The 24,734-nt window shown below is 46.1% G+C and carries 24 protein-coding genes; 12 read left to right on the top strand and 12 right to left on the bottom strand.

The window, feature by feature from the left end:
- The first annotated feature begins 26 nt into the window (after positions 1–26).
- The 7 genes from hscA to Q4Q50_RS10640 all read left to right on the top strand — a co-directional run bounded on the left by hscA (position 27) and on the right by Q4Q50_RS10640 (position 5,431).
- Positions 27–1,889: a Fe-S protein assembly chaperone HscA gene (hscA, locus tag Q4Q50_RS10610; RefSeq protein WP_012587532.1), complete on the top strand. Its 1,863-nt coding sequence runs from the start codon at positions 27–29 to the stop codon at positions 1,887–1,889.
- Between the two features lie 8 nt (positions 1,890–1,897).
- Positions 1,898–2,236, top strand: coding sequence for an ISC system 2Fe-2S type ferredoxin (fdx, locus tag Q4Q50_RS10615; RefSeq protein ID WP_006081852.1), 339 nt, complete (start codon positions 1,898–1,900; stop codon positions 2,234–2,236).
- 158 nt (positions 2,237–2,394) lie between these two features.
- Complete coding sequence (rimK, locus tag Q4Q50_RS10620) at positions 2,395–3,300, top strand: 30S ribosomal protein S6--L-glutamate ligase (protein ID WP_006081851.1); 906 nt, start codon at positions 2,395–2,397, stop codon at positions 3,298–3,300.
- Between the two features lie 113 nt (positions 3,301–3,413).
- The gene (gene iscX / locus Q4Q50_RS10625; protein ID WP_006081850.1) at positions 3,414–3,611 is read left to right on the top strand and encodes a Fe-S cluster assembly protein IscX; all 198 of its coding nucleotides are present in this window, start codon (positions 3,414–3,416) and stop codon (positions 3,609–3,611) included.
- Positions 3,612–3,828: 217 nt separating this feature from the next.
- Positions 3,829–3,996 (top strand): hypothetical protein, encoded by a 168-nt coding sequence (locus tag Q4Q50_RS10630; RefSeq protein ID WP_311899258.1) that lies wholly within the window; start codon positions 3,829–3,831, stop codon positions 3,994–3,996.
- Positions 3,997–4,193: 197 nt separating this feature from the next.
- On the top strand, positions 4,194–4,625 hold the full coding sequence (gene ndk, locus Q4Q50_RS10635) for a nucleoside-diphosphate kinase (protein WP_006081848.1): 432 nt from the start codon (positions 4,194–4,196) through the stop codon (positions 4,623–4,625).
- Between the two features lie 362 nt (positions 4,626–4,987).
- Positions 4,988–5,431: an Hsp20 family protein gene (locus tag Q4Q50_RS10640; protein ID WP_006081847.1), complete on the top strand. Its 444-nt coding sequence runs from the start codon at positions 4,988–4,990 to the stop codon at positions 5,429–5,431.
- A 99-nt stretch (positions 5,432–5,530) separates the two neighbouring features.
- On the opposite strand, the gene ilvN is transcribed toward Q4Q50_RS10640, so the two are convergent.
- From ilvN to Q4Q50_RS10655, 3 genes are all read right to left on the bottom strand, one after another.
- Positions 5,531–6,025 carry an acetolactate synthase small subunit gene (ilvN, locus tag Q4Q50_RS10645; protein WP_006081846.1) on the bottom strand — a complete coding sequence of 165 codons (495 nt, stop codon included), beginning with the start codon at positions 6,023–6,025 and terminating at the stop codon, positions 5,531–5,533.
- Positions 6,025–7,743, bottom strand: coding sequence for an acetolactate synthase 3 large subunit (locus Q4Q50_RS10650; RefSeq protein WP_311890823.1), 1,719 nt, complete (start codon positions 7,741–7,743; stop codon positions 6,025–6,027). The genes ilvN and Q4Q50_RS10650 overlap by 1 nt, the downstream gene beginning before the upstream one ends.
- A 545-nt stretch (positions 7,744–8,288) precedes the next feature.
- Positions 8,289–9,512 (bottom strand): multidrug effflux MFS transporter, encoded by a 1,224-nt coding sequence (locus Q4Q50_RS10655; RefSeq protein WP_311899259.1) that lies wholly within the window; start codon positions 9,510–9,512, stop codon positions 8,289–8,291.
- A 595-nt stretch (positions 9,513–10,107) separates the two neighbouring features.
- Here Q4Q50_RS10655 and Q4Q50_RS10660 point away from each other — a divergent pair.
- The gene (locus Q4Q50_RS10660; protein ID WP_311899260.1) at positions 10,108–11,982 is read left to right on the top strand and encodes a choice-of-anchor I family protein; all 1,875 of its coding nucleotides are present in this window, start codon (positions 10,108–10,110) and stop codon (positions 11,980–11,982) included.
- Positions 11,983–12,170: 188 nt separating this feature from the next.
- Here the strand turns inward: Q4Q50_RS10660 and Q4Q50_RS10665 are convergent, their stop codons facing one another.
- A complete protein-coding gene (locus tag Q4Q50_RS10665) occupies positions 12,171–13,529 on the bottom strand; it encodes an aminotransferase-like domain-containing protein (RefSeq protein ID WP_311899261.1) in 1,359 nt (452 codons plus the stop codon).
- A 92-nt stretch (positions 13,530–13,621) separates the two neighbouring features.
- Between Q4Q50_RS10665 and Q4Q50_RS10670 the strand changes: the two genes are divergently transcribed.
- On the top strand, positions 13,622–14,248 hold the full coding sequence (locus Q4Q50_RS10670; protein ID WP_014358008.1) for a LysE family translocator: 627 nt from the start codon (positions 13,622–13,624) through the stop codon (positions 14,246–14,248).
- A 183-nt stretch (positions 14,249–14,431) separates the two neighbouring features.
- Positions 14,432–16,189: a SulP family inorganic anion transporter gene (locus Q4Q50_RS10675; protein WP_011846940.1), complete on the top strand. Its 1,758-nt coding sequence runs from the start codon at positions 14,432–14,434 to the stop codon at positions 16,187–16,189.
- Between the two features lie 225 nt (positions 16,190–16,414).
- On the opposite strand, the gene Q4Q50_RS10680 is transcribed toward Q4Q50_RS10675, so the two are convergent.
- Both Q4Q50_RS10680 and Q4Q50_RS10685 read right to left on the bottom strand, forming a co-directional pair.
- Positions 16,415–16,612: a hypothetical protein gene (locus Q4Q50_RS10680; protein ID WP_006081839.1), complete on the bottom strand. Its 198-nt coding sequence runs from the start codon at positions 16,610–16,612 to the stop codon at positions 16,415–16,417.
- 196 nt (positions 16,613–16,808) lie between these two features.
- A complete protein-coding gene (locus Q4Q50_RS10685; protein ID WP_311899262.1) occupies positions 16,809–17,465 on the bottom strand; it encodes a glutathione S-transferase in 657 nt (218 codons plus the stop codon).
- 361 nt (positions 17,466–17,826) lie between these two features.
- Between Q4Q50_RS10685 and trhO the strand changes: the two genes are divergently transcribed.
- Complete coding sequence (gene trhO / locus Q4Q50_RS10690) at positions 17,827–18,831, top strand: oxygen-dependent tRNA uridine(34) hydroxylase TrhO (RefSeq protein ID WP_012197232.1); 1,005 nt, start codon at positions 17,827–17,829, stop codon at positions 18,829–18,831.
- 309 nt (positions 18,832–19,140) lie between these two features.
- Positions 19,141–19,608 (top strand): hypothetical protein, encoded by a 468-nt coding sequence (locus tag Q4Q50_RS10695; RefSeq protein ID WP_311899263.1) that lies wholly within the window; start codon positions 19,141–19,143, stop codon positions 19,606–19,608.
- Between the two features lie 169 nt (positions 19,609–19,777).
- Here the strand turns inward: Q4Q50_RS10695 and Q4Q50_RS10700 are convergent, their stop codons facing one another.
- The 6 genes from Q4Q50_RS10700 to Q4Q50_RS10725 all read right to left on the bottom strand — a co-directional run bounded on the left by Q4Q50_RS10700 (position 19,778) and on the right by Q4Q50_RS10725 (position 24,730).
- The gene (locus tag Q4Q50_RS10700; protein ID WP_012089332.1) at positions 19,778–20,020 is read right to left on the bottom strand and encodes a DUF2897 family protein; all 243 of its coding nucleotides are present in this window, start codon (positions 20,018–20,020) and stop codon (positions 19,778–19,780) included.
- 45 nt (positions 20,021–20,065) lie between these two features.
- Positions 20,066–20,803, bottom strand: a complete 738-nt coding sequence (kdsB, locus tag Q4Q50_RS10705) for an 8-amino-3,8-dideoxy-manno-octulosonate cytidylyltransferase KdsB (protein WP_311899264.1) — start codon at positions 20,801–20,803, stop codon at positions 20,066–20,068.
- A gap of 97 nt (positions 20,804–20,900) precedes the next feature.
- Positions 20,901–21,971, bottom strand: coding sequence for a 3-deoxy-alpha-D-manno-octulosonate 8-oxidase KdnB (gene kdnB / locus Q4Q50_RS10710; protein WP_311899265.1), 1,071 nt, complete (start codon positions 21,969–21,971; stop codon positions 20,901–20,903).
- A 20-nt stretch (positions 21,972–21,991) separates the two neighbouring features.
- The gene (kdnA, locus tag Q4Q50_RS10715; RefSeq protein WP_220590361.1) at positions 21,992–23,182 is read right to left on the bottom strand and encodes an 8-amino-3,8-dideoxy-alpha-D-manno-octulosonate transaminase KdnA; all 1,191 of its coding nucleotides are present in this window, start codon (positions 23,180–23,182) and stop codon (positions 21,992–21,994) included.
- Between the two features lie 194 nt (positions 23,183–23,376).
- Positions 23,377–23,994, bottom strand: a complete 618-nt coding sequence (gene can, locus Q4Q50_RS10720; RefSeq protein WP_028760064.1) for a carbonate dehydratase — start codon at positions 23,992–23,994, stop codon at positions 23,377–23,379.
- Between the two features lie 298 nt (positions 23,995–24,292).
- On the bottom strand, positions 24,293–24,730 hold the full coding sequence (locus Q4Q50_RS10725) for a type 2 periplasmic-binding domain-containing protein (RefSeq protein WP_311899266.1): 438 nt from the start codon (positions 24,728–24,730) through the stop codon (positions 24,293–24,295).
- Positions 24,731–24,734 lie beyond the last annotated feature (4 nt).

Below are 24,734 nucleotides of genomic sequence, written 5' to 3' on the forward strand. Positions count from 1 at the left end.
AGTTGGCATTACTAAGTTGGATATATATGGCCCTTTTGCAGATAGCTGAGCCCGGTCAAAGTGCCGCGCCGCACCAACATAGACTTGCCGTTGGCATCGATTTAGGTACGACCAATTCTTTGGTGGCGGCTGTTCGAAGTGGAGAGACGGCAACCCTGCCGGACGAACTTGGACAGCATTCATTACCTTCTATCGTGCGTTATACCCAAGATTCAGTCGAAGTTGGCGCCCTTGCGGCGTTGAGTTCGGCGCAGGATCCGCAAAACACGATCGTTTCGGTTAAGCGTTTTATGGGCCGCAGCCTGGCTGATATCAAAGCCGGCGAGCAATCATTCCCCTACGAGTTTGCCGAAAGCGAAAACGGTTTACCTTTATTCGTGACTCCCCAAGGCCAAGTGAATCCCGTGCAAGTGTCTGCGGAGATTTTACGTCCGCTGATTGCCCGTGCTGAAAAAACCTTAGGTGGCGAGCTGCAAGGTGTGGTGATAACCGTACCGGCTTATTTTGATGATGCCCAGCGCCAAGGCACGAAAGATGCCGCAGCTTTGCTGGGTGTTAAAGTGCTACGTCTGTTGAATGAACCGACGGCTGCTGCGATTGCCTACGGCTTAGATTCTAAGCAAGAGGGCGTAATTGCCATCTATGACTTAGGCGGCGGTACCTTCGATATTTCTATTTTGCGTTTGAATCGCGGTGTATTCGAAGTGTTAGCCACCGGTGGTGATTCAGCGCTTGGCGGCGATGATTTCGATCATTTACTGCAAGCACATATGCAACAAGTGTGGCAGCTTAGCGACATCGACTCACAATTAAGCCGTCAGCTGTTAATTGAATCGCGTCGAGTCAAAGAAGCCTTAACGGATGCAGCAGAAACTGAAGCAAAAGTGATCCTTGCCGATGGGACTGAACTCACGCAAATCGTTACTAAAGCTGAATTTGATGCCATGATTGCGGCGTTGGTTAAGAAGACCATTGCTAGCTGTCGCCGTACCCTGCGTGATGCGGGCGTAACGACAGATGAAGTGCTTGAAACTGTGATGGTTGGCGGTTCAACGCGCGTGCCATTAGTGCGTGAACAGGTTGAAGCTTTCTTCGGTAAACCACCACTGACGTCTATCGATCCCGACCGTGTTGTCGCCATTGGTGCAGCTATTCAAGCCGACATTTTAGTGGGTAATAAACCCGAATCTGATTTGCTACTCCTCGATGTGATCCCTTTGTCATTAGGCATAGAGACCATGGGCGGTTTAGTGGAAAAAGTGGTGTCGCGTAATACGACGATTCCGGTTGCGCGAGCACAGGAATTTACCACCTTTAAAGACGGTCAAACGGCCATGGCATTTCATGTGGTGCAGGGCGAGCGTGAGCTCGTTGCCGATTGCCGCTCACTGGCGCGTTTTACTCTAAAAGGTATTCCGCCGTTAGCTGCAGGCGCTGCGCACATTCGTGTGACTTTCCAAGTGGATGCCGATGGTTTACTCAGCGTGACAGCGATGGAGAAATCCACCGGCGTGCAATCTAGCATTCAAGTTAAGCCATCTTTTGGTTTATCGGATACTGAAATTGCCACTATGCTGAAAGATTCGATGAAGTATGCCAAAGACGATATCGGTCGTCGTATGCTGGCCGAGCAGCAAGTGGAGGCGGCTAGGGTGCTCGAGTCTTTACATGCCGCGTTAGCGAAAGATGGTGACTTGCTGAATGCCGATGAGCGTGGACAAATCGATGCCACTATGGCCAATGTGGCGCAAGTTGCCGCGGGCGATGATGCCGATGCGATTAAGCTCGCGATTGAAAAACTGGATGAGCAAACCCAAGATTTTGCTGCCAGACGTATGGACAATTCTATTCGAGTGGCATTCAAAGGCCAGTCGATCGACAACATATAGGTGATGTAATGCCCCAATTAGTCTTTCTTCCCCATGCCGAGTTGTGCCCAGATGGTGCAGTGCTTGAGGCGAATGTTGGTGAGACCATTCTTGATGTTGCGCTGCGTAATGGCATCAATATCGAGCATGCATGTGAAAAGTCCTGTGCTTGCACGACGTGTCACTGTATCGTGCGTGAAGGCTTTAATGATCTTGAGCCAAGTGATGAGCTAGAAGATGACATGTTAGACAAAGCTTGGGGACTTGAGCCCGAAAGCCGTCTATCTTGTCAGGCGAAAGTGGTCGACACTGACATGGTGATTGAGATCCCTAAATACACGGTTAACATGGTCAGCGAAGGCAATTAATGCTGCCGCGATAATTGTTAAAACCAGTCCACGTGACTGGTTTTTTGCTTTTGGCGTTGAGCATTTGTGCAACTAATCTTGTCTATGCCTCTAGTTGTTTGATTTATCCCTGCGCAGGCGTATTATGCGCTCAAAATTAATGGTTGCCGGAGACCAGAATGAGAATAGCGATCTTATCGCAAGGGCCTGAGTTATATTCAACGAAGCGACTCGTTGAAGCGGCTCAATTACGTGGTCATGAAGTACACGTAATCAATCCCCTTGAATGTTATATGAATATCAACATGCGGCAATCGAGTATCCACATTGGTGGGCGAGAGTTACCCGCATTTGATGCTGTGATCCCCCGCATTGGGGCGTCGATTACCTTTTATGGCTCGGCGGTTTTGCGTCAGTTTGAGATGATGGGCGTATATGCTTTAAATGATTCTGTTGGGATCTCGCGCTCACGTGACAAATTGCGTTCTATGCAGTTGATGTCACGCCGCGGCATTGGCTTACCCATTACTGGATTTGCCAATAAACCGAGTGATATCCCCGACTTGATTGATATGGTGGGTGGCGCGCCTCTGGTGATTAAATTACTCGAAGGCACCCAAGGCATTGGCGTGGTATTAGCCGAGACCCGTAAAGCGGCTGAGAGCGTGATTGAAGCCTTTATGGGCCTTAAAGCCAACATCATGGTGCAGGAATATATTAAAGAAGCCAATGGCGCAGACATTCGCTGCTTTGTGCTCGGCGATAAAGTGATTGCCGCCATGAAGCGTCAAGCTATGCCCGGTGAGTTCCGCTCTAACTTGCACCGTGGTGGCACGGCAAGTTTAGTCAAATTAACCCCTGAGGAACGCTCAGTCGCCATTCGTGCGGCTAAGACCATGGGGCTCAATGTCGCTGGCGTTGACTTGCTACGCTCAAACCATGGTCCTGTCATCATGGAAGTTAACTCTTCACCTGGTCTTGAAGGAATTGAAGGCGCCACCACGAAAGATGTGGCGGGTGCTATTATTGATTTTGTTGAAAAAAATGCGATTAAAGTGAAAAAGGTGACGCAAGCACAGGGTTAGTGCCCTTGCTGTCGAGTATTGACTACGGAATATCAACACTTGATTCACCTCCTTATGGGTAACGTCTTTTAGCAATCGCTTACCCATTAAAGCGAACCGAATAGGGGAAAACGATGACATTAACCTGGATAGATTCGTTAGATATTGCGTTGGAATTACTCGAAGCACACCCAGAGGTGAATCCTACTCAGCTGCATTTCACCCAATTGTATGAGTGGGTGTTAGCCTTGGATGATTTTGCGGATGATCCCAAGCACTGTAATGAAAAAATACTGGAAGCGATTCAGCAGTGTTGGATTGATGAAAAGTAGTGAGCACAGCGGTGATACGGCTTTTTATGTGAGGCATCTTGTCCTTTTGACGTTTAACTAAGGTGATTTACCTCATGTATTTGCAGTGGCGCAGAGAATATTTGGCGAGAGTTTGATCACAGTCAAGTTCATTTTTAGCGGATATCGTACCTTGTTGTATATTGGTTAAGGCATTTAAATGGCTTAACTTTGTTATCGCAACTGCAAGGATGTTCACATGAAACTTTTGCTTGTATTGTTATGTATGCTTGTCCCTTCAATGGCTTGGGCTCATCCAGGGCATGGCGGTGTCGGTTTATTCCACCACTTGTTAGATCTTGCTCCCGCAGTCATTTTAGTCGCTTCGATTGCTTGGGCAGGTATTTGGGCAAAAAATAGAAAATAATCCCATTTTTTAATGAGTTAATGGACCCTGCTGAGGATTTATCCTCCTAGCGGGGTCTTTTGCGTGATCAAGCTGATTACGAATAAAGCGAATGTGCGCAATATCTCAGACTAATTTGCTATAAAGATAGGATTTAGCTTTTAAATTTCGTATAATCCGCGCGAATTTTTTAAACTTGCTGACAAAGGAAGCTAGTTATGGCGATCGAACGCACATTTTCTATTATCAAACCTGATGCTGTTGCAAAAAACCACATCGGTGCTATCTACAATCGTTTTGAAACTGCTGGTCTTAAGATCGTTGCATCAAAAATGTTACACCTGACTAAAGAACAAGCTGAAGGTTTCTATGCTGAGCATAGCGAGCGCGGCTTCTTCGGTGCTCTGGTTGCATTCATGACTTCTGGTCCTATCATGGTCCAAGTATTAGAAGGCGAAAACGCTGTTTTAGCTCACCGTGAAATTTTAGGTGCAACTAACCCAGCTCAAGCGGCTCCTGGTACTATCCGTGCTGATTTCGCTGAAAGCATTGACGAAAACGCGGCTCACGGCTCTGATGCTGTTGAATCTGCTGCTCGTGAAATTGCTTACTTCTTCAGCGCTGAAGAACTGTGTCCACGCACTCGTTAATTCGATGCTAAGACTGAAAAAGGAGCCCTAGGCTCCTTTTTTATTGGCTGCAATTTAGCGAATACAGCTTGCCGTGCGCAATGAATCTAATGCAGCGATACCAATCACGTCTCGCTTCACCGTTTTAAAGTTGAATTAGCGTTTGTTTTTATTGGTCTTTTAAAGTTCTGCACATTTTTTTAATTTTCTTGCTTGAAATTTTCTCTCCCGTCCTTATATCTATTTCAGGATCGCTCGATGAGGGTCCTAGTGTGAATTCTGTGCCGTAAGGACAGAAGATTTAATTCGGCAGACTCTACAACCGTTTTCATCCTGAAAACAGTCCGCCAATTCTCCATATTGCTTAAGACAAGGATATGAATATGCGTACTTATGATTTAACACCACTTTACCGCAGTGCCATTGGTTTTGACCGTTTAGCGCAATTGGCAGAACATGCCGCTGCCAATAATGGCAACTCAGGTTATCCTCCATATAACATCGAATTACTCGGCGAAAATCGTTATCGCATAACGATGGCCGTAGCCGGATTCTCAATGGATGAACTTGAGATCAGCAGTGAAGGTGAAAAATTACTGGTGAAAGGCAATAAAGCTGAAAGCCAAACCGAGCGTAAATACCTGTATCAAGGCATAGCTGAACGCGGTTTTGAGCGTACTTTCCAGCTGGCAGACTATGTCACTGTGCTCGGTGCAAGTTTAGAAAATGGCTTACTCAATGTTGATTTAGTGCGTGAAATTCCTGAAGCATTGAAACCACGTAAAATTGAAATCACCTCATCGCGCTTGTTAGACAGCCAGTCATAATTGACGCTGTGATAACCGCCTAAAAATAAGGGGAGCATTATGCTCCCCTTGATGTTTTTGTGCTTATGCGAAAATGTCCGCGAGATTTCCGAGGGAAAGCTAGGCCTTCATGGCCTTTTCGCCGCGGGCCAAACCCACCACGCCGGAGCGTGAGACTTCGACCAGTTTGGTGACTTCTCCCAGCGCATGAATAAACGCATCGAGTTTATCTGACGTGCCCACCATTTGGATGGTGTATAAATTGGCGGTGACATCGACAATTTGACCGCGGAAAATATCCGCCATACGTTTTACTTCTTCCCTAAATTCACCTTGGGCGCGTACCTTAACAAGGGCGAGTTCGCGTTCAATATAAGCAGACTCAGTAATATTCGATACTTTTAACACATCGATTAACTTATGTAGCTGCTTCTCTATCTGCTCTAATACCATTTCGTCGGCAACGACTGTGATATTAAGCCGCGACAGGGTGATATCGTCCGTTGGCGCCACTGTTAAACTTTCAATGTTATAACCGCGCTGTGAAAACAAACCGACCACACGAGACAGGGCGCCGGACTGGTTTTCTAATAATACAGATATAATTCGACGCATTAGCATTTCTCCGTCTTGGTCAGCCACATTTCATTCATCGCACCACCGCGGATCAACATGGGGTACACGTGCTCAGTTTCATCCACCATGATATCGATAAAGACCAGCCTGTCTTTCATCGCCAGTGCTTCAGCCATTTTTGACTCAAGCTCGGCAGGATCGCTGATCGTCATGCCAACATGACCATAGGCCTCGGCAATTTTGGCAAAATTTGGCACTGAATCCATATAGGAATGTGAGTGACGGCCAGAGTAAATCATGTCCTGCCATTGTTTTACCATGCCAAGGAAACGATTGTTTAAGTTGATGATTTTTACTGGCGTATCATATTGCAGTGCGGTCGAAAGCTCTTGAATGTTCATCTGGATAGAACCATCACCCGTGACGCACACAACGGTGGCATCCGGCATCGCCATTTTAACGCCCATTGCGGCGGGCAGGCCAAAACCCATAGTCCCTAAGCCACCTGAGTTGATCCAGCGGCGCGGTTTATCGAACGGATAGTACAAGGCGGCAAACATTTGGTGCTGGCCAACATCTGAGGCGACATAGGCATCGCCATTAGTCAGTTTATACAAGGTTTCAATCACTTGCTGTGGCTTAATGCGGCCACTGCTTTTGTCATAGGCCAGACAATCGCGGCTGCGCCATTGTTCAATATCATTCCACCAAGTGGCAATGGCATCGTTGTCGTTGTGTTCGTTCGATTCATCTAACAGTGCCAACATGCTGTCTAAAATACTGTCGGCCGAACCCACGATAGGAATATCCACGTGGATAGTTTTCGAAATAGAAGAGGGATCGATGTCGATGTGCAAAATGGTCGCGTTCGGACAGTATTTTTCCACATTATTGGTGGTTCTATCGTCGAAGCGTACACCAATACCGAAGATCAAATCGCAGTTATGCATTGTCATGTTGGCTTCGTAGCGACCGTGCATCCCAAGCATGCCTAAACTGTTTTTGTGGGTGCTTGGAAAAGCGCCAAGCCCCATCAGCGTGCTGACGACGGGAATATTTAATCTCTCAGCTAATTGCAGAATTTGCTTATCACAACCTGAGATAATTGCGCCGCCACCGACATAAAGTACCGGTTTTTTCGCGGCTAACAGGGCTTGAAGACCACGGCGGATCTGACCTTTATGGCCTGATGTCGTTGGATTGTATGAGCGCATTTTGACGCTTTCTGGGTAGCAATATTCGTGCAGCAGGGCGGGGTTTAAACAATCTTTTGGCAGATCGACAACCACAGGACCGGGACGGCCAGTAGAGGCAATGTAAAAAGCCTTTTTAATAATTTCAGGAATTTCAGTCGGATCTTTGACTAAAAAGCTGTGTTTCACCACAGGGCGAGAGATACCGATCATGTCGCATTCTTGGAAGGCATCGTTGCCGATAAGATTGCTCGGGACTTGACCCGATAACACCACAAGGGGAATAGAATCCATGTAAGCGGTGGCAATACCGGTAATCGCGTTGGTGGCACCGGGCCCTGAGGTGACTAATACCACGCCCACTTTACCCGTGGCACGGGCGTAGCCATCGGCCATGTGTACGGCGGCTTGTTCGTGGCGAACGAGTATGTGTTCAATACCGGGGATAACGTGCAGGGCGTCGTAGATATCTAAAACTGAACCGCCAGGATAGCCAAAAATGTGCTTTACGCCTTCATCGATCAAAGAACGCACTATCATGCTGGCGCCGGATAACATCTCCATGTGGAACTCCTATTGCATAGTACCGTTACGGTAAACAGTATCTTGTTACAGCGACGGTAATCGCTCTAAAAATTAAGCCTGAAGGGTAATTCAGACTCCGAAATGCTGAACTGACTTCGTCGAAGACAAGTGACTCATCCCTTAGGATGCAGCAACTGTTGCAATGAACAGAATTTCATCATATTCAAAAAAAACAACATTTCAAGCCTTTTATGTAAAAAATAACCAACTTGAAACAATTTCACGTTTGAATGACTCGATAACTTGCTTGAATCGCCAAGTAACCTAGGCTGGTTTATGGGCTTATCTTATATTTTTCAGATTGTTAGATGCTTAAAAAGCAAAAACGGCACTAAAAGTGCCGTTTTGGTGTTGGAGGTTAGATAAGCAGATACTTAACTGTCGCGATTAAATATTACTTATTTGCTACATTCGAGTATGCCAATGCGCTGTTTTATGCGATCAAACATGTGTTGCCTATGTGGCATTGGTAGCCATGGCTCTTAGAAATAGACCCTTAAAAATAGATCTTTAAAAAGAGCGCCTTAAACCGTCGGTTGGATTTGATGCTTAGGACGATTGAATTGGCAAATACCGACTAACACAACAGAGCCTAACATGAGGGCAGAGAAGGGCACGGCAGTGCCATCGTAAAACACCGCCAATAATGGCCCCGCCAGTGCGCCACAGCCAAATCTTAAGGTGCCAATAACTGCGGTTGCGGTTCCTGTTTCTTGTTTAAACTTCATCAGTACTATCGCATCGGCATTGACTGACATCACCCCTAGGCTGCCCATCAAAGGAATAAGCATGATCACGGTAAAGTGATAGCTCATCTCCAGCAGGTTGACGGTTAATAAACCGGCCCCAGCAATTGCCCCGAAAAAGGTCGACACATGCAACATACGGAGCGAACCATAACGGCCCACGATGCGCGTATTAATGATATTAGCCAACATCAAGGCGCCGACGTTAGTGCTAAACAAGATGGCAAAATAGGATTTATCTAAGGCAAAGACTTCCATGTAAACGAAGGGCGATGCAGTGAGATAACAGAAAAATGAAAAAGACGTTAACACGCCACTGGCAATGTTTAGCTTAACGCCAGGGCGGGAAAATACGGTCGCATAGGCGCCAAGAAACGATTTCTGGCTGCGGGTATCTATATCTTTATCGCTGGGCATTTTTAGCGCAAACAGCACCAGTAATAACAGGGTTGCGGCATAGGCGGATTGAATGAAGAAGATTAAATGCCAATCACCGAGTTCGAGGATCACGCTGCCAATGCTAGGTGCGAGTAATGGCGCTAACATCATGATTAAACTCACGTATGACATACCCTTGGCGGTATTATCACCATAGACTTCTTTGATGTATCCCGGTACCACCACAGTCGCAGCCGCGCCGATAAAAGCCTGCAAAAAACGTAGTCCAAGAAAGACTTCGACTTGACCCGCAAACCCTATCAGTAAGCTGGTGAGCATAAATCCACTCAGTCCCAATATCACCATAGGGCGACGACCAATGCGGTCGGCTAGGGGGCCGAAACATAACATGCCCAGCGCGTAACCCGCTAAGTAGATACTCAGGGACTGCTGCACTGTCGTGACATCGGTATGAAAACTGAGTGCCAATGTCGACATCGCAGGTAAGTACATGTCGATGGCCAATGGCGTGATCGCGACAATCGCCGCAAGCATGGGAATAAGCAGCGCTAAATTCGGTATACGTCTGCCGTTATGGGCAGAAGGTTGTGATTGTGGGTCCACTGTTACCTCGGGTGGCGAAAGAATTGAAAGCGTATTTCACAGGTTTATGCGGTGTGGTTTAAATTGTACTAGGACAATTCACGATTAATCCGCCATTTTGAAGCCAGTTCCTGCGCTACCAGTTTCTACACTAAGAGCGAGAGCACATGATCAAGATCATTGGCGGGGTTAAGGCAAAAGTGAATTGCGGTATTGTCTATTTGCACAGTTCAGACAGTAAGCAATAGCATAGTAAAGTGCTCGGACAAATAAACCAATCTTTGCGCTGATTTCTTTACTGTATTTTACCGATTAAATTGTAACTAAGTGGTAAGTTTGATTATCGAGGCATCACTTTAGTGGATTGAGCCGTTATCTTCACAAGATTCTTCATTTAAATCTTTCTTATCAAGTCTTTCTTATCAAATCGTAGCCCTTTGTAACTCTGTTCTTTACACCTTAGTCCTTCACATCCTTATGGTTCAAACTGACTCATTCTAAAGTGCGAGCTGTCATCTGAGTGTCACGGCTTTGTCATCCCAGCGTCTTTTATGCTGACTAGTTTAGTGGGCTTTAGCTTCACCCTACTAAAAATAAAATATTCAGGAATGACACGATGAAAACACAACGACTTGCGCTAGCCGCAGCCATTATGGCGAGCTTATTACTTGGAGCCTGCAGCGGTGATGATGGCGCAGCAGGTGATAAAGGCGACAACGGCTTAAATTCACTGGTTAAAGTGACGGCATTGAATATCGGTGATGCACATTGTCCCGCCGGTGGTCAGCGAATCGATACCGGATTAGATGCTAATAATAATGGACAATTAGATGACAACGAAATTGCAGCAGCGCAAACCCAATATGTTTGCCAGCCACAAACTGCAGGCTTAAAAGCTGAGTTAATTGGTCGTCATCAGACTGGCGTTTATGGCTTAAGTGCCGCCGAAATCGTTGAATATCACAGTGCATCTAACCGTATTTTTGTGGTCAATGCCATTAGCGGCAAAGTGGACATTATAAATGGCAGTTTATTAGCAACGGCATCCAATGCCGCTGATCCGTTAGCATTGAATAATCTCGAAAAATTTGGCGAACTTGATGTGGCTAAAGACGTTGGCCAAACCTTTATGGGTAGCGTTAACAGTGTGAGTATTTCAGGCAACTTGTTAGCGGCTGCGATTGAACGTGGCGATGCTGCCGGCAATAAAACCCAAGCCAATGGTTTTGTCGCTTTTTATCAGCTTAACGGCATAGATGCACCGCAGTTTATCAGCGCGGTAGAAGTCGGCGCTTTACCCGATAACCTGGCATTTACCCACGATGGTAAAACCTTATTAGTAGCCAATGAAGGCGAGCCAAATCCAGCCTATACCTTAGATCCTGAAGGCAGTGTGGCGCTGATTGCAATTACTGACGGTAAGCCTGCAGCCACTGCGACTATTATCGGTTTTAGTGAATTTAATCAGGGCGGTGCACGTGCCAGTGAGATCACGCCAGACATTAAAATCAATGGTCCAATGGCGAGTGTGGCGCAGGATTTAGAACCTGAATATATCGCGATTAGCCAAGATAACCGCCGTGCGTTTGTCAGTTTGCAAGAGAACAATGCCATTGCCGTAATTGATATCGCCAATGCCAAAGTCGCCAAGATTTTACCACTAGGCCTTAAGGATTATGGACTTGAGGTGAATAAAATTGATGCGAGTGATAAAGACAATCTTGTCAACCTGCAAAGCTACACAGGCGTCTATGGTATGTATCAACCCGATACTGTCGCGACCTACCGTTGGAACAATACCGACTTTATCGTTACGGCCAACGAAGGTGATTCCCGTGATTATGCAGGCTTTTCTGAGGAAGCCCGCGCAGGGGATTTAGTGCTCGACCCAAATCATCCACAATTTGCCGCTGCAAAAGATAAAACGCAGTTAGCACGCCTTAAAGTAACTACTAGCATGGGGGATGACGATAAGGACGGCGATTACGACAAGATAGTCAGCTTCGGTGCTCGCTCATTCTCGATTTGGAGCGCAGACGGTCAGCAAGTCTTTGACAGTGCGAGTGATTTTGAACGTATTACCGCGGCACTTTTAGGCAGTAACTTCAACAATAATAACGAAGAAAATAAAGGTGATAGCCGCAGCGATGACAAAGGACCAGAGCCAGAAGCCTTAGCCCTAGGTCAAATTGGTCAACGACTATATGCCTTTGTTGGTTTGGAGCGTACTTCAGGCTTTATGATCTATGACGTGACCAATCCCTTCGATGTGCATTTTATCGACTATGTTGTGAATCGTGATTTTGATGCCGACTTTGTTATCGATACTGATACGGGTGAAGTCAAAGGGGATGCAACAATGGCGGGTGATTTAGGGCCAGAAGGGATGAAGTTTGTCAGTGCCGATAAAAGTCCTAACGGTAATCCTTTGTTAATCATAGGCAATGAAGTCAGCGGCACGACGAGTGTTTACCAACTAAAGATTAAATAATGGTGCGCTAGTGGTTTATAACTAATTACTTGTTCATCAAGCTTGTCAGTCACATCAGCGCCACTAGCATACATGCTACTGGCGCTTTTTTATGCTCTCTAATTTTATGAATTAGCCATTTAATGTGAATTAACTTCATCTGATATGGCGCATAAAAATTGGCTGAGTTCGGAGGTTTTTAAGCGCGATTACACCACTGAATAGGCATTTTGTACCAGGGAGTGAATAGTCGCCTCGATACACTCAATCGCATGTTGAAATTGACTGTCGTTTTCGGCGCCGCCAAGGCTCAAGCGAATAAAATTGTCATGGCAATTAAAGTCATCTCCATTACGGATCAAAATGCCTTTGGCAGCTAGCGCAGTGACGAGGTGATGGGCCTTGATATCTTCTGGCAGATGTAGCCAACCGTTCAGTCCTCGCCAAGTTTGGGTTAATCCCAGTCGTTCGCCCATGGCGATACAGAGACGTTGGCGTTGGCGAACTATGGTATCGCGATCGGCAGTGATTTGGCCTTTCTTAATCAACTGACAGGCTATTTCAATGTTCAGCGGTGATACCATCCAGCATTGGCTATGAATCGCGAGTCGCACTTGGGCGATAAGTGGTTCAGGCACCAGAATAAAACCTTGCCTTAGGCCGCCAGAAAACAATTTGGACAGGCTAGAAATATAAATCACCCGTGGGATAGCCAGCTGTTTTGCTAATTGCCACAGGGGCGAATGCCACTCTTCGGGTAAACAATAATTCACATCATCTTCAATGATATAAAACTGATACTGCTCGGCCAAATCGAGGAGTTTTTGTCGCTGTGAATCACTGTATTGAATACAGGTAGGGTTTTGATTATTCAGGGTTAGATAGACTAACTTGGGGTGATGGATTTGCACTAACGCCTCAAAGCGGGCGAGATCCACACCTTCATGGGTGAGGGGCACTCCAATGCTAGTCACGCCGAGTTGCTTAGCGCAAATTCTCACGCCGGGATAACTGTACTGTTCGTGCAGCAGCGCATCGCCCGTCGATAAAAATGCACTTAAACAAGCAAAAATAGCTTGCTGGCCGCCGTGGGTAAAGATCAGTTGCTCAGGCGTTTGTTGTATGCCGCGTTGGTTAAGCCATTGGTGAAACACTTGTTGATGTTGATCTAATGGACTGGCGCGATAACCTAGTAACTGGCTGAGCTTTGTCGGGTCTTTTGCTAATTGGCTGAGGCAATCACTGAGGGTGCTAATTTGATCTGTGAGTGGCTGCTGGCAGGTCGCCATATTCAATTGTACTTTACCGATCTCTGGTACTGGGGAGGCGTTGACATAGGTGCCATCACCGACGCGCGCTTCGACGTAACCCCTTTGTTCCGCCAATGCATAGGCGCGGGTCACAGTACCAATAGTGATGCCTAAGGCATCGGCTAAACGGCGCTGCGGTGGCAGTTTACTGCCTTGGGTTAACACCTTCTGCAAAATGCCTTGTTCTATCGCACTGACTAAGCGCTGATATTTAGGGCCTGAAAAAGCGTTTAGGTCTGGAGTCCAGATTGTACCCATGACAATAAATCCATTGATCTCTAATATTCTCCGTATATTATTTATTGCATCTGTTTATGTCAACAAATGTATGCATACAATTTAAGGTGAATATGAATACCGCATTACTCTACGATCCACAATTATGGACTTTGATGGCCTCGACTGCGCTGTTTTGCGCCACTATGTCAATGACGCCCGGACCAAACAATGTGCTATTGGCCAGTTCCGGTGCGCATTTTGGTGTGATGCGCACTGTGCCGCACATTGCAGGGATCCGCTTGGGTTCGACTTCTTTACACCTTGCGGTGTTATTTGGGCTTGGAACCTTGTTTGAAGCATTACCGGTATTGCACCAAGTATTGAAATATTTCGCTTTGGCGTATTTGCTGTATCTCGCGTACAAATTAGTGACATCGCCAGTGCAGAGCACGCATCTTGATGACGGCCGAAAACCTATGACCCTGATTGAGGCCGCCTTATTCCAATGGATTAACCCTAAGTCTTGGATGTCGACAATTACCCTGTGCAGCGCATTCACATTAGGCGGCGATGGCTTTTGGCTCAGTGCCTTTCTTGGGGTATTAACCTTTAACTTAGTGGGATTTCCGGCGTCATTTACTTGGGTGTTTGTCGGTGCGGCGATCAGTAAGAAACTCAATACGGATAGACGTAAGCGTCATTTTAATTGGTTTATGGGCAGTTTACTTTTAGTGTCACTGCCGATGATATTGCGCTAACTTAGTGTTTATTCAGCGCCTAACTCCATAAATATTCTGAGGAAAATACTCGCGTAATGATTGGCTTTATGCCATAACCAACATACTATTGCGGGCTTTTAGGTAATGACCTTTTCGCTGAATATTTTCAGTCTCGGTTATACTGATTATGCTTATCTTGATGGTGTGTATGGAGGTTGCCGAGTGAAGTTCCCTAGTTTGATTTCGTTTATGCCGGGATTGGCGCAATTATTACAATATGAAAAGCAATGGCTTAGGGATGATGTGCGCGCAGGCTTGTCCGTTGCCGCTGTGGCACTCCCTGTTGCTATTGCCTATGCCCAGCTCACAGGCGTCAATGCTGCTGTGGGTTTATACTCCTGCGTATTGCCTATGCTGGTATACGCGCTATTTGGTACTTCAAAGCAATTAATCGTGGGTCCAGATGCGGCGACCTGCGCCGTTATCGCCGCCGTTGTTACGCCTCTTGCGGCGGGCGATAGCATGAAGCATTGGCAGTTAGTCATGACCATGACAGCCATGACAGGCTTTTGGTGCTTGATTGCGAGCCGTTTTAAGCTGGGTGTGCTAGCTGACTTTCTGTCAAAGCCGATTTTGATGGGATTGCTGAACGGGGTCGCGATCACCATTATCGTCGGACAATTTTCGAAGATTTTTGGTTTTACCTTCGACGAGCGCTATTTAATCGAACGCCTCAGCGGCGCCCCTTCTTACTTATCAAAAACCCATTGGCCGACCTTGACTATGGGGATTGTGACACTGGCGACCTATGCCTTAGTGAAACGGTTTCGTCCCCAATGGCCCGCATCTATGTGCGCGATGGCGATGGCGGCGTTCCTTGTTTGGGTATTTAACCTGACGAGCTTTGACATTAGCGTTGTCGGAGAGGTGACCTCTGGATTACCTTCATTCCAAGCACCGGCTTTTGATTTGGGGATCGCCCGTGAGTTGGTGGTGCCTGCGCTCAACTTAGCCATGGTGAGCTTTGTGAGCATGATGCTGACGGCCCGAAGTTTTGCGGCAAAAAATGGTTACGATATAGATGCAGATAAAGAATTTAGGGCGTTAGGTTTAGCCAATATCGCATCCGCCATCTCCCAAGGGTTTGCCGTGAGCGGCGCCGATTCCCGCACTGCGGTGAACGATGCCAATGGCGGTAAGAGTCAGTTAGTGTCCATCATAGCGGCGGTATTGATTGGCGTTGTCGCGCTGTTTTTTACTGCGCCGTTGAAGTACATCCCTAGCGCAGCATTAGGGGTGGTATTGGTGATTGCCTCTATTTCGCTTATCGATCTTAAGTCGCTGTGGAATCTGCGCGTGCGCGATAAGTCAGCTTTCTTGCTTGCGTGTATTACCTTGTTCTCCGTGCTGTTCATTGGGGTGATTCCTGGGATCACTTTGGCCGTGTTACTGGGGTTATTCCAGTTCCTTGCGACGGTAATGCGCCCCACGGATCAAGTGCTTGGTTTAGATCATAAGGGCGTTATCCGCAGCGTCGATGATTCGGGTAAAGCTAAATCTGTGCCTGGCGTGTTTATGTATCGCTTTAATTCACCGTTAACTTACTTTAATGCGACGTATTTTAAGCGCCGTTTACTGGAAAAGTTTATTCGGGAATCTGAGCCGGTCGATTGCATCATTATTGATGCCGTGCCTTGCTTTACCCATTTAGATTTAAGCGTGATGGCCATGCTGGCAGATTTACATCAATTGCTTAAAAAGCGTGGAGTACGCTTAGTGCTTGCGGGACGTAAACGACAGATGCTGAGTTGGTTCGAGCAAGCGGGCATGCAGACAGGGGAAGGCGGCATTCTGATCCGGCCGGATTTGTATCTCGCCCTTAAAATGAATCAAAGCTATAAACAAGCCTTGGCAGAAGGGCAAGCGCCTGTAATCCAAAAAGTCCCCGATGATGCTGTGCTGTTGCATAGCCATTTATAGCGAATGATTTAAATTTTAAGATTGTGTAAAAGAGGGGTCATTAAAATAGCGCAGCCTAAGCTTGCGCTATTTTTTTGCGTGTTTCAGTACTTGTTTAAGTTCTTGTAAGTATTTGTTGAAATGCTTATTTATGTGCTTTGACTCGTATTGAAATGAGTCTTTGAATTAGGCGGGTCAATGATGCCGTAGCAAGTTTTATCGCCCAATGTGATGGTGTTTGACGGCTTAGTCTTTGAGAATTCTATCGAGGGGAATAAAACCGTGATAACCGTAATATCCCATTGGGCCGAGGATCAAACTGAGTAGGCACCATAACCATTTTTTGTTGGTGCTGAGATCCACTTTACTCTTGAAGGCTCGAAGGGCGAAAAGAAAATGCAGTAGCATCAGGCCCCCAAGCATAATAATGATATTGATATCCATATGTTCCAACTGCCTTATCCTTGTGTTCTATCATTCACGCCTTTGAAAGACATTAAGCGCGGTTACATTTATCTTGAGAAGCTTGCCTAGTGATCTGTAGCTAAATTAGCGACCTCACTAACTGTCAAATACCTTACTCGAATATTTTACCGATGGCTATAACATAAAATAAAAATAATCTTTAAATCTTATTGGGTTACATGTCTCCTAACAAGCAAGTTGGAGAATGGCTAGCGTCCCAGATCACATATTTTTCCATCGCACGAATAAATATTTCACTCGAAATGAGGTTTTCTAGCCAAGCGGCGAGTCGCGGAAAATCATCGCTCAGTGCACGTTTAAGATCCACTGCGGCAAATTGGCGTATAAAAGGCACGATGGCGTAGTCCGCAAGTCGAGGTGTATCGGCGACTAAAAAGGAGTGTTGTCCTAAGCATGCTTCAAGTTGAGTGAGGAAATGGCTCGCTTGCTGATAATAGTCAGATTGCGTTTGCTCAGGGTAACGGTCAGCATATTTATAGCGGTCGAGCCATGGCTTAAATTGCTGATCATTTTGCGCAATAAGTTGCGCCATTTTATCTGTAATTACAGGGCTTTGCTGACATAGCAGATCTAAAGGATCAGCTTGCGTGAGTGCCCAGCGCATGATCTCAATACTTTCGGCAATCACTTCGCCATTGGCTAGCACTAATACCGGCACAGTCCCTTTGGGTGAAGCGGCCAGCATTTGCGCTGGTTTAGCTTTAAGGGTGATTTCGCGGACTTCAACATTGCATTGGGCTAACAAGAGTCCTAAACGTGCTCGCATTGCATAGGGGCAACGGCGGAAGGTGTATAAGACGGCAAGAGTCATTCGGATTTCCTCTACTGTACGGCGCTAATGCGATGGAAGTTGATGCGACTAAAGCTGATGTCAGCGTGTCATGCTTATTGACGACGCGAGTATGCCAATGCAAATGTTGTGTGCCAATCATGCAGTGTGCAAAGGGCGCAGATGGTAACGCTTTCATATTGAAATTTCTGCTTAATTTGCCAGCAGAAAATAATTTTTCTCACCACTGTGCGTAAAGAATTAAAGACCCTGCATTTTATCTGTGTTTATCTTGCTGTGACTCAGGTAAAATTCCGCGCTATTTTGGGATCTGTAGCCAGTCTACAGATGATTGATTTGTTTATGCACTGGAAATTAAGTTCCAGCCAGCAAAGAGGGTGTTATGACTAAAGTTGTCGTGTGTGCGTTATATAAATTCGTGTCTTTACCGCATTTTGAATCTATTCGAGCGCCACTGCTCGCCATGATGGAACAGGCCGAGATCAAAGGCACTCTGCTCCTCGCAAGCGAAGGGATTAATGGCACAGTTGCCGGCACCCAAGAAGCGATCGAAGCATTATTGGTTTGGCTTAATAGCCAAAACGGCCTAGACAATATTGTTCACAAATTGTCATTCGACGATGAAATGCCGTTCTACCGCACTAAAGTCAAACTGAAAAACGAAATCGTCACTATGGGCGTTGAAGGAATTGATCCACTTAAAGTGGTTGGCACCTATGTTAAGCCTCAAGATTGGAATGCGCTGATTTCTGATCCTGACGTGATTTTAGTCGACACCCGTAATGACTATGAAGTGCAAATCGGCACCTTCAAAAATGCCGTTAACCCTGTGACTGAAACCTTCAGAGAATTCCCTGAATATGTGAAGCAGAATCTTGATCCTGCTAAACATAAAAAGGTTGCCATGTTCTGTACAGGTGGTATTCGCTGTGAGAAATCAACCGCGTATTTGAAAGAGCAAGGCTTTGACGAGGTGTATCATCTCGAAGGTGGCATTCTTAAATACCTTGAAGAAGTCAAAGCAGAAGAAAGTCTGTGGGAAGGCGAGTGCTTCGTGTTCGATAACCGCGTCGCGGTTAACCATGACTTGAAGAAAGGTCAATACGATCAATGTAATGCTTGCCGCATGCCAATCACTGAAGCTGAAAAACAGAGCCCTGCCTATGTGCAAGGTGTCAGTTGTCCACATTGTATCGATAAAATTTCTGACGAGCAGCGTAAACGTTTTGTTGAGCGTGAGCGCCAAGTGAATCTGGCAAAAGCCCGTAACGAAGCGCATATCGGCAGCGATGTGAATCAAGTGATTGAAGCGCGCCGCGAGAAAAAAGAAGCGCAGCGTCGACTCGCCGCCGAGAAAAATAACGCGAAAAAATCGCAAGTGCTTTAACTTTATATTTCATTGTATTAGCTGCGAGTTAGTCATGAGTTTGCACTGAGTTCGTTTCTCGTTCAGGCAGCTCATACATTGCTCTCGATTTGAATATGGTTGCACTATGGCCCGACTCGTTCGGGCCATTTTTTTATGCCGATTTTGTTTTAGTGTGAATGTGCATTAACCCATTATTTAACTCATTATTTATCATAGCGCTATGCCGAAAATCTTAAATTTATGATAACTTTCAGTCGCTAGTATTAAAAAAATAAAGTCGAGTGCCATCAAACTAGGGAGCAATTCAGTGCAAGGTAGGCAAAGCGCATGAGCATTTGGAAAGAGCTATACGATATTTTCGATAAGGAACGCAGTCGCTGGCAGCAATCGAGCGCCAGTAAGCAGGCGATTGCCTTTGAGTTAAAAGCCAATTTGGGTTTTCTGGCCGATGCCTTAAGCAGCGGTTTATCGCAAAGCGCGATCGCCAGCGGTTTAGAATGCAGTATTTTTGAGGCAAAACTGAAAGAGGGCGTTGCACTCACTGCGTTAAATCGCCGTAAAGTGACCCTGAAGTTTATTGGCGAATTTGCCGAGTTTGCTAAGTATGTCGGTAAAGAGAACGACGCTTTAGTCGAGAATGCTTACTCTAAAATTAAATCACTGCAGAAATTAGTCGCAGCTGAGCCCAATAAAAGCCACGATCTGAGGATTAAATCCCTGTTTCGCTTCTTAGTCTTTTTAGTGGCGCACCTTGAGGAGCAGCCATTAAGTCGCACATCAGCGAAAAAAGCTTAAGGTCGATGCGTGGACGAGCTTGTGATTAATATGATTGGTATAAGAGGTAAAAAAGGCGCTTATGGCGCCTTTTCTATGTTTGCGAACATCATTGCTAGCTTTTTAGCGCAGTCTATAAGAGGCGAGTTCACGAGTCATCTTCAGATTACTCTTAAAGCCACCGTTGAGTTTAGCCCTTAGGTGGCTCATCTGTTTTATTGGCTTCTGAGTCCGCAGAACTTGGCTTGTTTGAAGCATCATCAGCGTCATTCTCAGCTGCCGAAGGCTCGGCAGTAGGCTTTATCTGCTTATCTTTACCATGTTGGCCGAACTGCGGCAGTTTGAACTTAGCACTGTACTTCAACGCGGCAAGATTGCTGGCGATGACACCGACGATCAAAATAATAATGATCCAGACTTCTAAGGTCGACATACTCAGCTCCTGTTTCGAATAGACTCGCGCACGATTTAGCTCTGATTAATCAACCGCTAAACGTTGCTCACATTTACGAATATCTTCTGGCGTATCAACTTCAATAGAATCAAAGGCGCTAATGGCGATTTTGATTTTATGCCCGTATTCTAATGCACGTAATTGCTCGAGTTTTTCCAGATCTTCTAGACGTCCTAATGGCAGGGCGGCGAAGGCTTGGACGAATTTGCGGGTATAAGCATACACACCTAAGTGCTTATAAACGGGGTAATCTTGTGTGTCGCGGCCAAAAGGAATACGCGAACGAGAGAAATACAAGGCATAGTTGTTGTTATCGAACACCATCTTCACATGCATAGGATCGTCAAGCTCGGCTTCATTCACGATTTCAAAGCCTAAGGTGGCCATTTCAAACTCACCTGGGTGACGCTCGAAGAGGCTGATGACTTGCTCTATGGATGTTGGGTCAATTAGGGGTTGATCGCCCTGTAGGTTGATCACTAAGTCGTCATCTTTCAGTCCCAGTTGGTTTATCGCATCATTGATACGATCTGTACCCGATGCCGCTTCTGGGCTGGTCATGACCACTTTGCCGCCAAAACCTTCAACGGCTGCTTTAATGCGGTCATCATCGGTAGCGACATAAATATTGGTGAGGCCTTTGGCTAACGACGCGCGTTCATACACGTGTTGGATCATTGGCTTGCCGTTAATCGGGGCTAAGGGTTTGCCCGGGAAGCGGCTTGAACCGTAACGAGCCGGGATTAACAGAGTCACATTCATCAAATTATCCTACTTTTATCAAAGATATACAGTGTAGATATACAATGCATATAGACAAAAGGGCTCAAGATTGAGCCCTTTTAACATGTGTTAGAGCTTAGATGCGACGGAACAGGGCAGTCAACATTTCGTCTGTGACTTTCTCTTCCCAACCCGCGCCATAAACGTTAGCCCATAGTGGACCCATGCTCTTAGTCACGGCAACCATTTTAGCGATGGTTTCGTCTGGCAGATCTTTACAGATGTTCTTCGGCAGTGTGATGTTGTGTTTCTTCATCATCAAACGGAACTCTTCAACACCTTCTGGATAGAATTCTTCTAACACGTCAAAGGCGATACAGTTGCCGATACCGTGGTGGTAACCCAGGATATAAGACAGACCGTAAGAAACCGCGTGACAGGCACCCACTTGGCTGTAAGCGATACTCATACCGCCCATGAAAGACGCCATCATCAGCTTGTCGTCTTTTTCTACGTGGTCGTCTAAGTACACTTGGCGACATAAATCCATGGCTTTTTCAGCGTAGGATTTAGAGAACTCGTTTAAGAAGGTACCTTGTAACGATTCAACACAGTGGATATAGCAATCCATACCTGTGTAGAACCATTGGTCCGTTTCCACGCCTTCGATTAACTCAGAATCCATGATGATTTGATCGAATACTGTGTAATCTGAGTTCAGACCTAGCTTACGCACTGGACCACATAATACGGCAGTGCGTGACGCTTCTGCACCCGTACCAGAAATCGTTGGGATACCAATGTGGTGTACCGCTGGGTTCTTGATCAAGTCCCAACCTTGGTACATGGCAGAGCCACCTGGGTTTGTCAGCATCAGCGATACCGCTTTAGCCACGTCCATGGTTGAACCGCCACCTAAACCCACTACGCTGACAGGCAGTTTGCTATTAAAAGCTTGAACTTGCTCTGTTAACGTGTCGATTTGAATGGTGCTTGGCTCTTCATCAACGTTAACCCAAATCACCATGTCTTGTGCTTTAGCTGGGATGCGGCCTTCAAGGGCTTTGCCTTGATGCACGTCATCGACTAAAAATACCACGAAGTCGTCGACGGTTTTACGTTCCGCAGCTAACACTTCATCCAATTGGACGAATGAGCCACGGCCGAAGATCATTTTTTCAACTACTTTAAAATTCTTAAAACTCATTGCAACAAACTCCCGTAGAATTATTGGGCAAATGCTTTCTTGATGTTTTCGATACGCTCAGCGATCTGAGCATCGGTCCAAGACAACTTGATGAGCATAGAAATGGTGCGGCTCATAATGGCATCGGATTTAGGCACAGAAACTTGAGTATAGTCAGGTCTATCGGCGATTAATGTGATTGGTAACGCAGCAGATGCCTTAAGCTCCTGAATGTGTTTCCAGTTTTTCAAATAATGCCAGTTGTTTACATACCAGTAGAAGCAGCCATCGACGCCGTTTTCAGCCAGTTTTTTGCTCACTTCTTGCGTGCGCGCTTCGGTTGGCAACATAAAGGTTAAGAAGCCCGCTGAGTCGCCTTCTGGATCGGGGATCAGGCGGAAAGTTACTTCAGGGATAGCTGCGGCCATTGCATCTTTAATGGTTTTTTTGTTTTTACGTTGGATATCGATAATGGTATCGAGTTTACGTAATTGCGCTAACCCTAAGGCGGCGTTCATTTCCGAAATTCGGAAGTTCAAGCCAATGATAGGGTGTGACTCAGCGCCGCGGTCTTTACCAATGTGGTCATGGCCGTGATCGGAGAACATGTGCGCGTTGTTGTAGATTTCAGTGTTATTGGTAATCACAGCGCCACCTTCACCACAGGTGATGGTTTTGACTGAATCGAATGAGTAACAACCCACATCACCGATAGTACCTAGGGCTTGGCCCTTGTAGCTGCCACCAATGGCTTGGCAAGCATCTTCTAAAATCTTGATGTTATGTTTTGCACAGATGGCTTTAATTTCATCCATCTTCGCCATAGAACCACACATGTGCACTAAGTTAATCGCTTTAGTGCGTGGGGTAATCGCGGCTTCAATACCTTCTGGGGATAAACACAGTGTCTCGTCGATTTCGGCAAAAATGGGGATCGCGCCTGCCATAAAAATCGCTTCAACTGAGGCAACAAAGGTAAAAGGTGGCACGATAACTTCGTCGCCAGCGCCAATGCCCGCAGCCATCATGGCCGTTTGCAGTGCAGCGGTACCGCTTGATAAAAGGTGAGCATGCTTCACGTTCATTTTCTCGCAGAGCAGTTGCTCCATATCGCGAGTCTTCCAGCGATCATTACGCATATGGTCGAAGTTGTAACGGAAGGTAAAACCGTTTTCCATAACGTCAGCGACTTCCTGCTTCTCTTCAGGACCAAATAATTCAAAACCGGGCATGGAAGGTATCTCCTTAGAATATGTCGCGCATAGGTCGCGCTGCAATTAACTGGCGGATTATAACTGGGGTAATAGACCCTTGCGATGTTTTATTGCTGAAAATTGCCATGTAAAAAGAAAAACCTGCACAGGGGCAGGTTTTATCTGAGCATTGATGACACTCAGCTAAGGGTTAAAAGCCTATATTCAGGCCGTTAGCGTGGATTAGCTAAACCATGTTCACGGTCAACCGTGACATCTAAATCTGTCAGTAAACCGTTATCAATGCCGTAAATCCAGCCGTGTACTGCGACTTCTTGGCCGCGATCCCAGGCTTCTTGCACTATGGTTGAACTGGTCACATTAGCAACCTGTTCAATCACGTTGAGTTCGCACAGGCGATCAAAACGTTTAGCTTCATCCATCTGTTGTAATTCTTCCTGATAAATACGGTAGATATCACGTAAATGCCCGAGCCAGTTATCGATTAATCCCAAACGTTGCTGACCCATTGCCGCGCGCACACCACCACAGCCGTAGTGACCCACTACCATAATATGCTTCACCTTGAGTACATCTACGGCGTATTGCAGCACAGATAAGCAGTTAAGATCGGTATGGATAACCATGTTGGCGATATTACGGTGAACAAAGACTTCACCCGGCATAAGATCAATGATTTGGTTAGAAGGTACGCGACTATCCGAGCAGCCAATCCACAGGTATTCAGGATGTTGCTGTTTCGCTAATTGCTCGAAAAAATCAGGGTTCTCTTGGCGTATACGTCCGGCCCAGCGGCGGTTGTTGTCGAATAAAGGTTTGAGTAGTTTCATTTTAACCTATTGTTTTATTGACATATAAAATGTCTTCTCATGCTCTAATTCATGCAAGCAGCACATTTTTAGCAAGAGTATACCAGCAAAATTGGCTCTGCTGGTCTATCCAATTAAGGTTTGAATCGGGATATTGAGGAATCGAGATTATTTTTTATTAATAGTTCTGCAAATGAATTGGTTCCCTCTGTGGATCTAAGCGCCATTTGTTAGCGTGTTTGGGGGTGATATTGCACTAAAGCTGAGTGAACGCCTTGTCCGCTAAAAATTAAGGCGGACAAGGATGATGTGTTATGGGTTAGAACTTACTGATCACTTTTACGCTATCGTTCACTTCGCTGACGTCAACAAACCCGATCATATTCGGATTGGCGGCAATCAATGAGAGCATTTCAGCGCTCGAGTCGACGACTTTGGGTGGTTGACCTTGGCCTGAAAAGACCAGTTTTGACCAATAGGCTTTGAGCTGACTCTCAGTTTTATTGAGGATTTGCTTCACGAAGGCATCACGAGCGGGTGAGCCTTCGGGCTGATCGAGCGCAACCACAGTCCCTCCATTGGGGAAAGACTTGAGTTTACCTAAATAGATACGTGAAATATCCGCAGCACTAATTTCGGATGTATTTGAAGGATGTACCACGACGGCAACTTCGGCTTGCACATAGGCACTGCCAAGTAAAAGTGCACTAGCAACTAAGGTTTTCATCATCAACCGAGATCTTATTAATAGTTTCATGTTT

The sequence above is a fragment of the Shewanella scandinavica genome (assembly GCF_031932065.1).
GTDB classification, from domain to species: Bacteria; Pseudomonadota; Gammaproteobacteria; order Enterobacterales; family Shewanellaceae; genus Shewanella; species Shewanella baltica.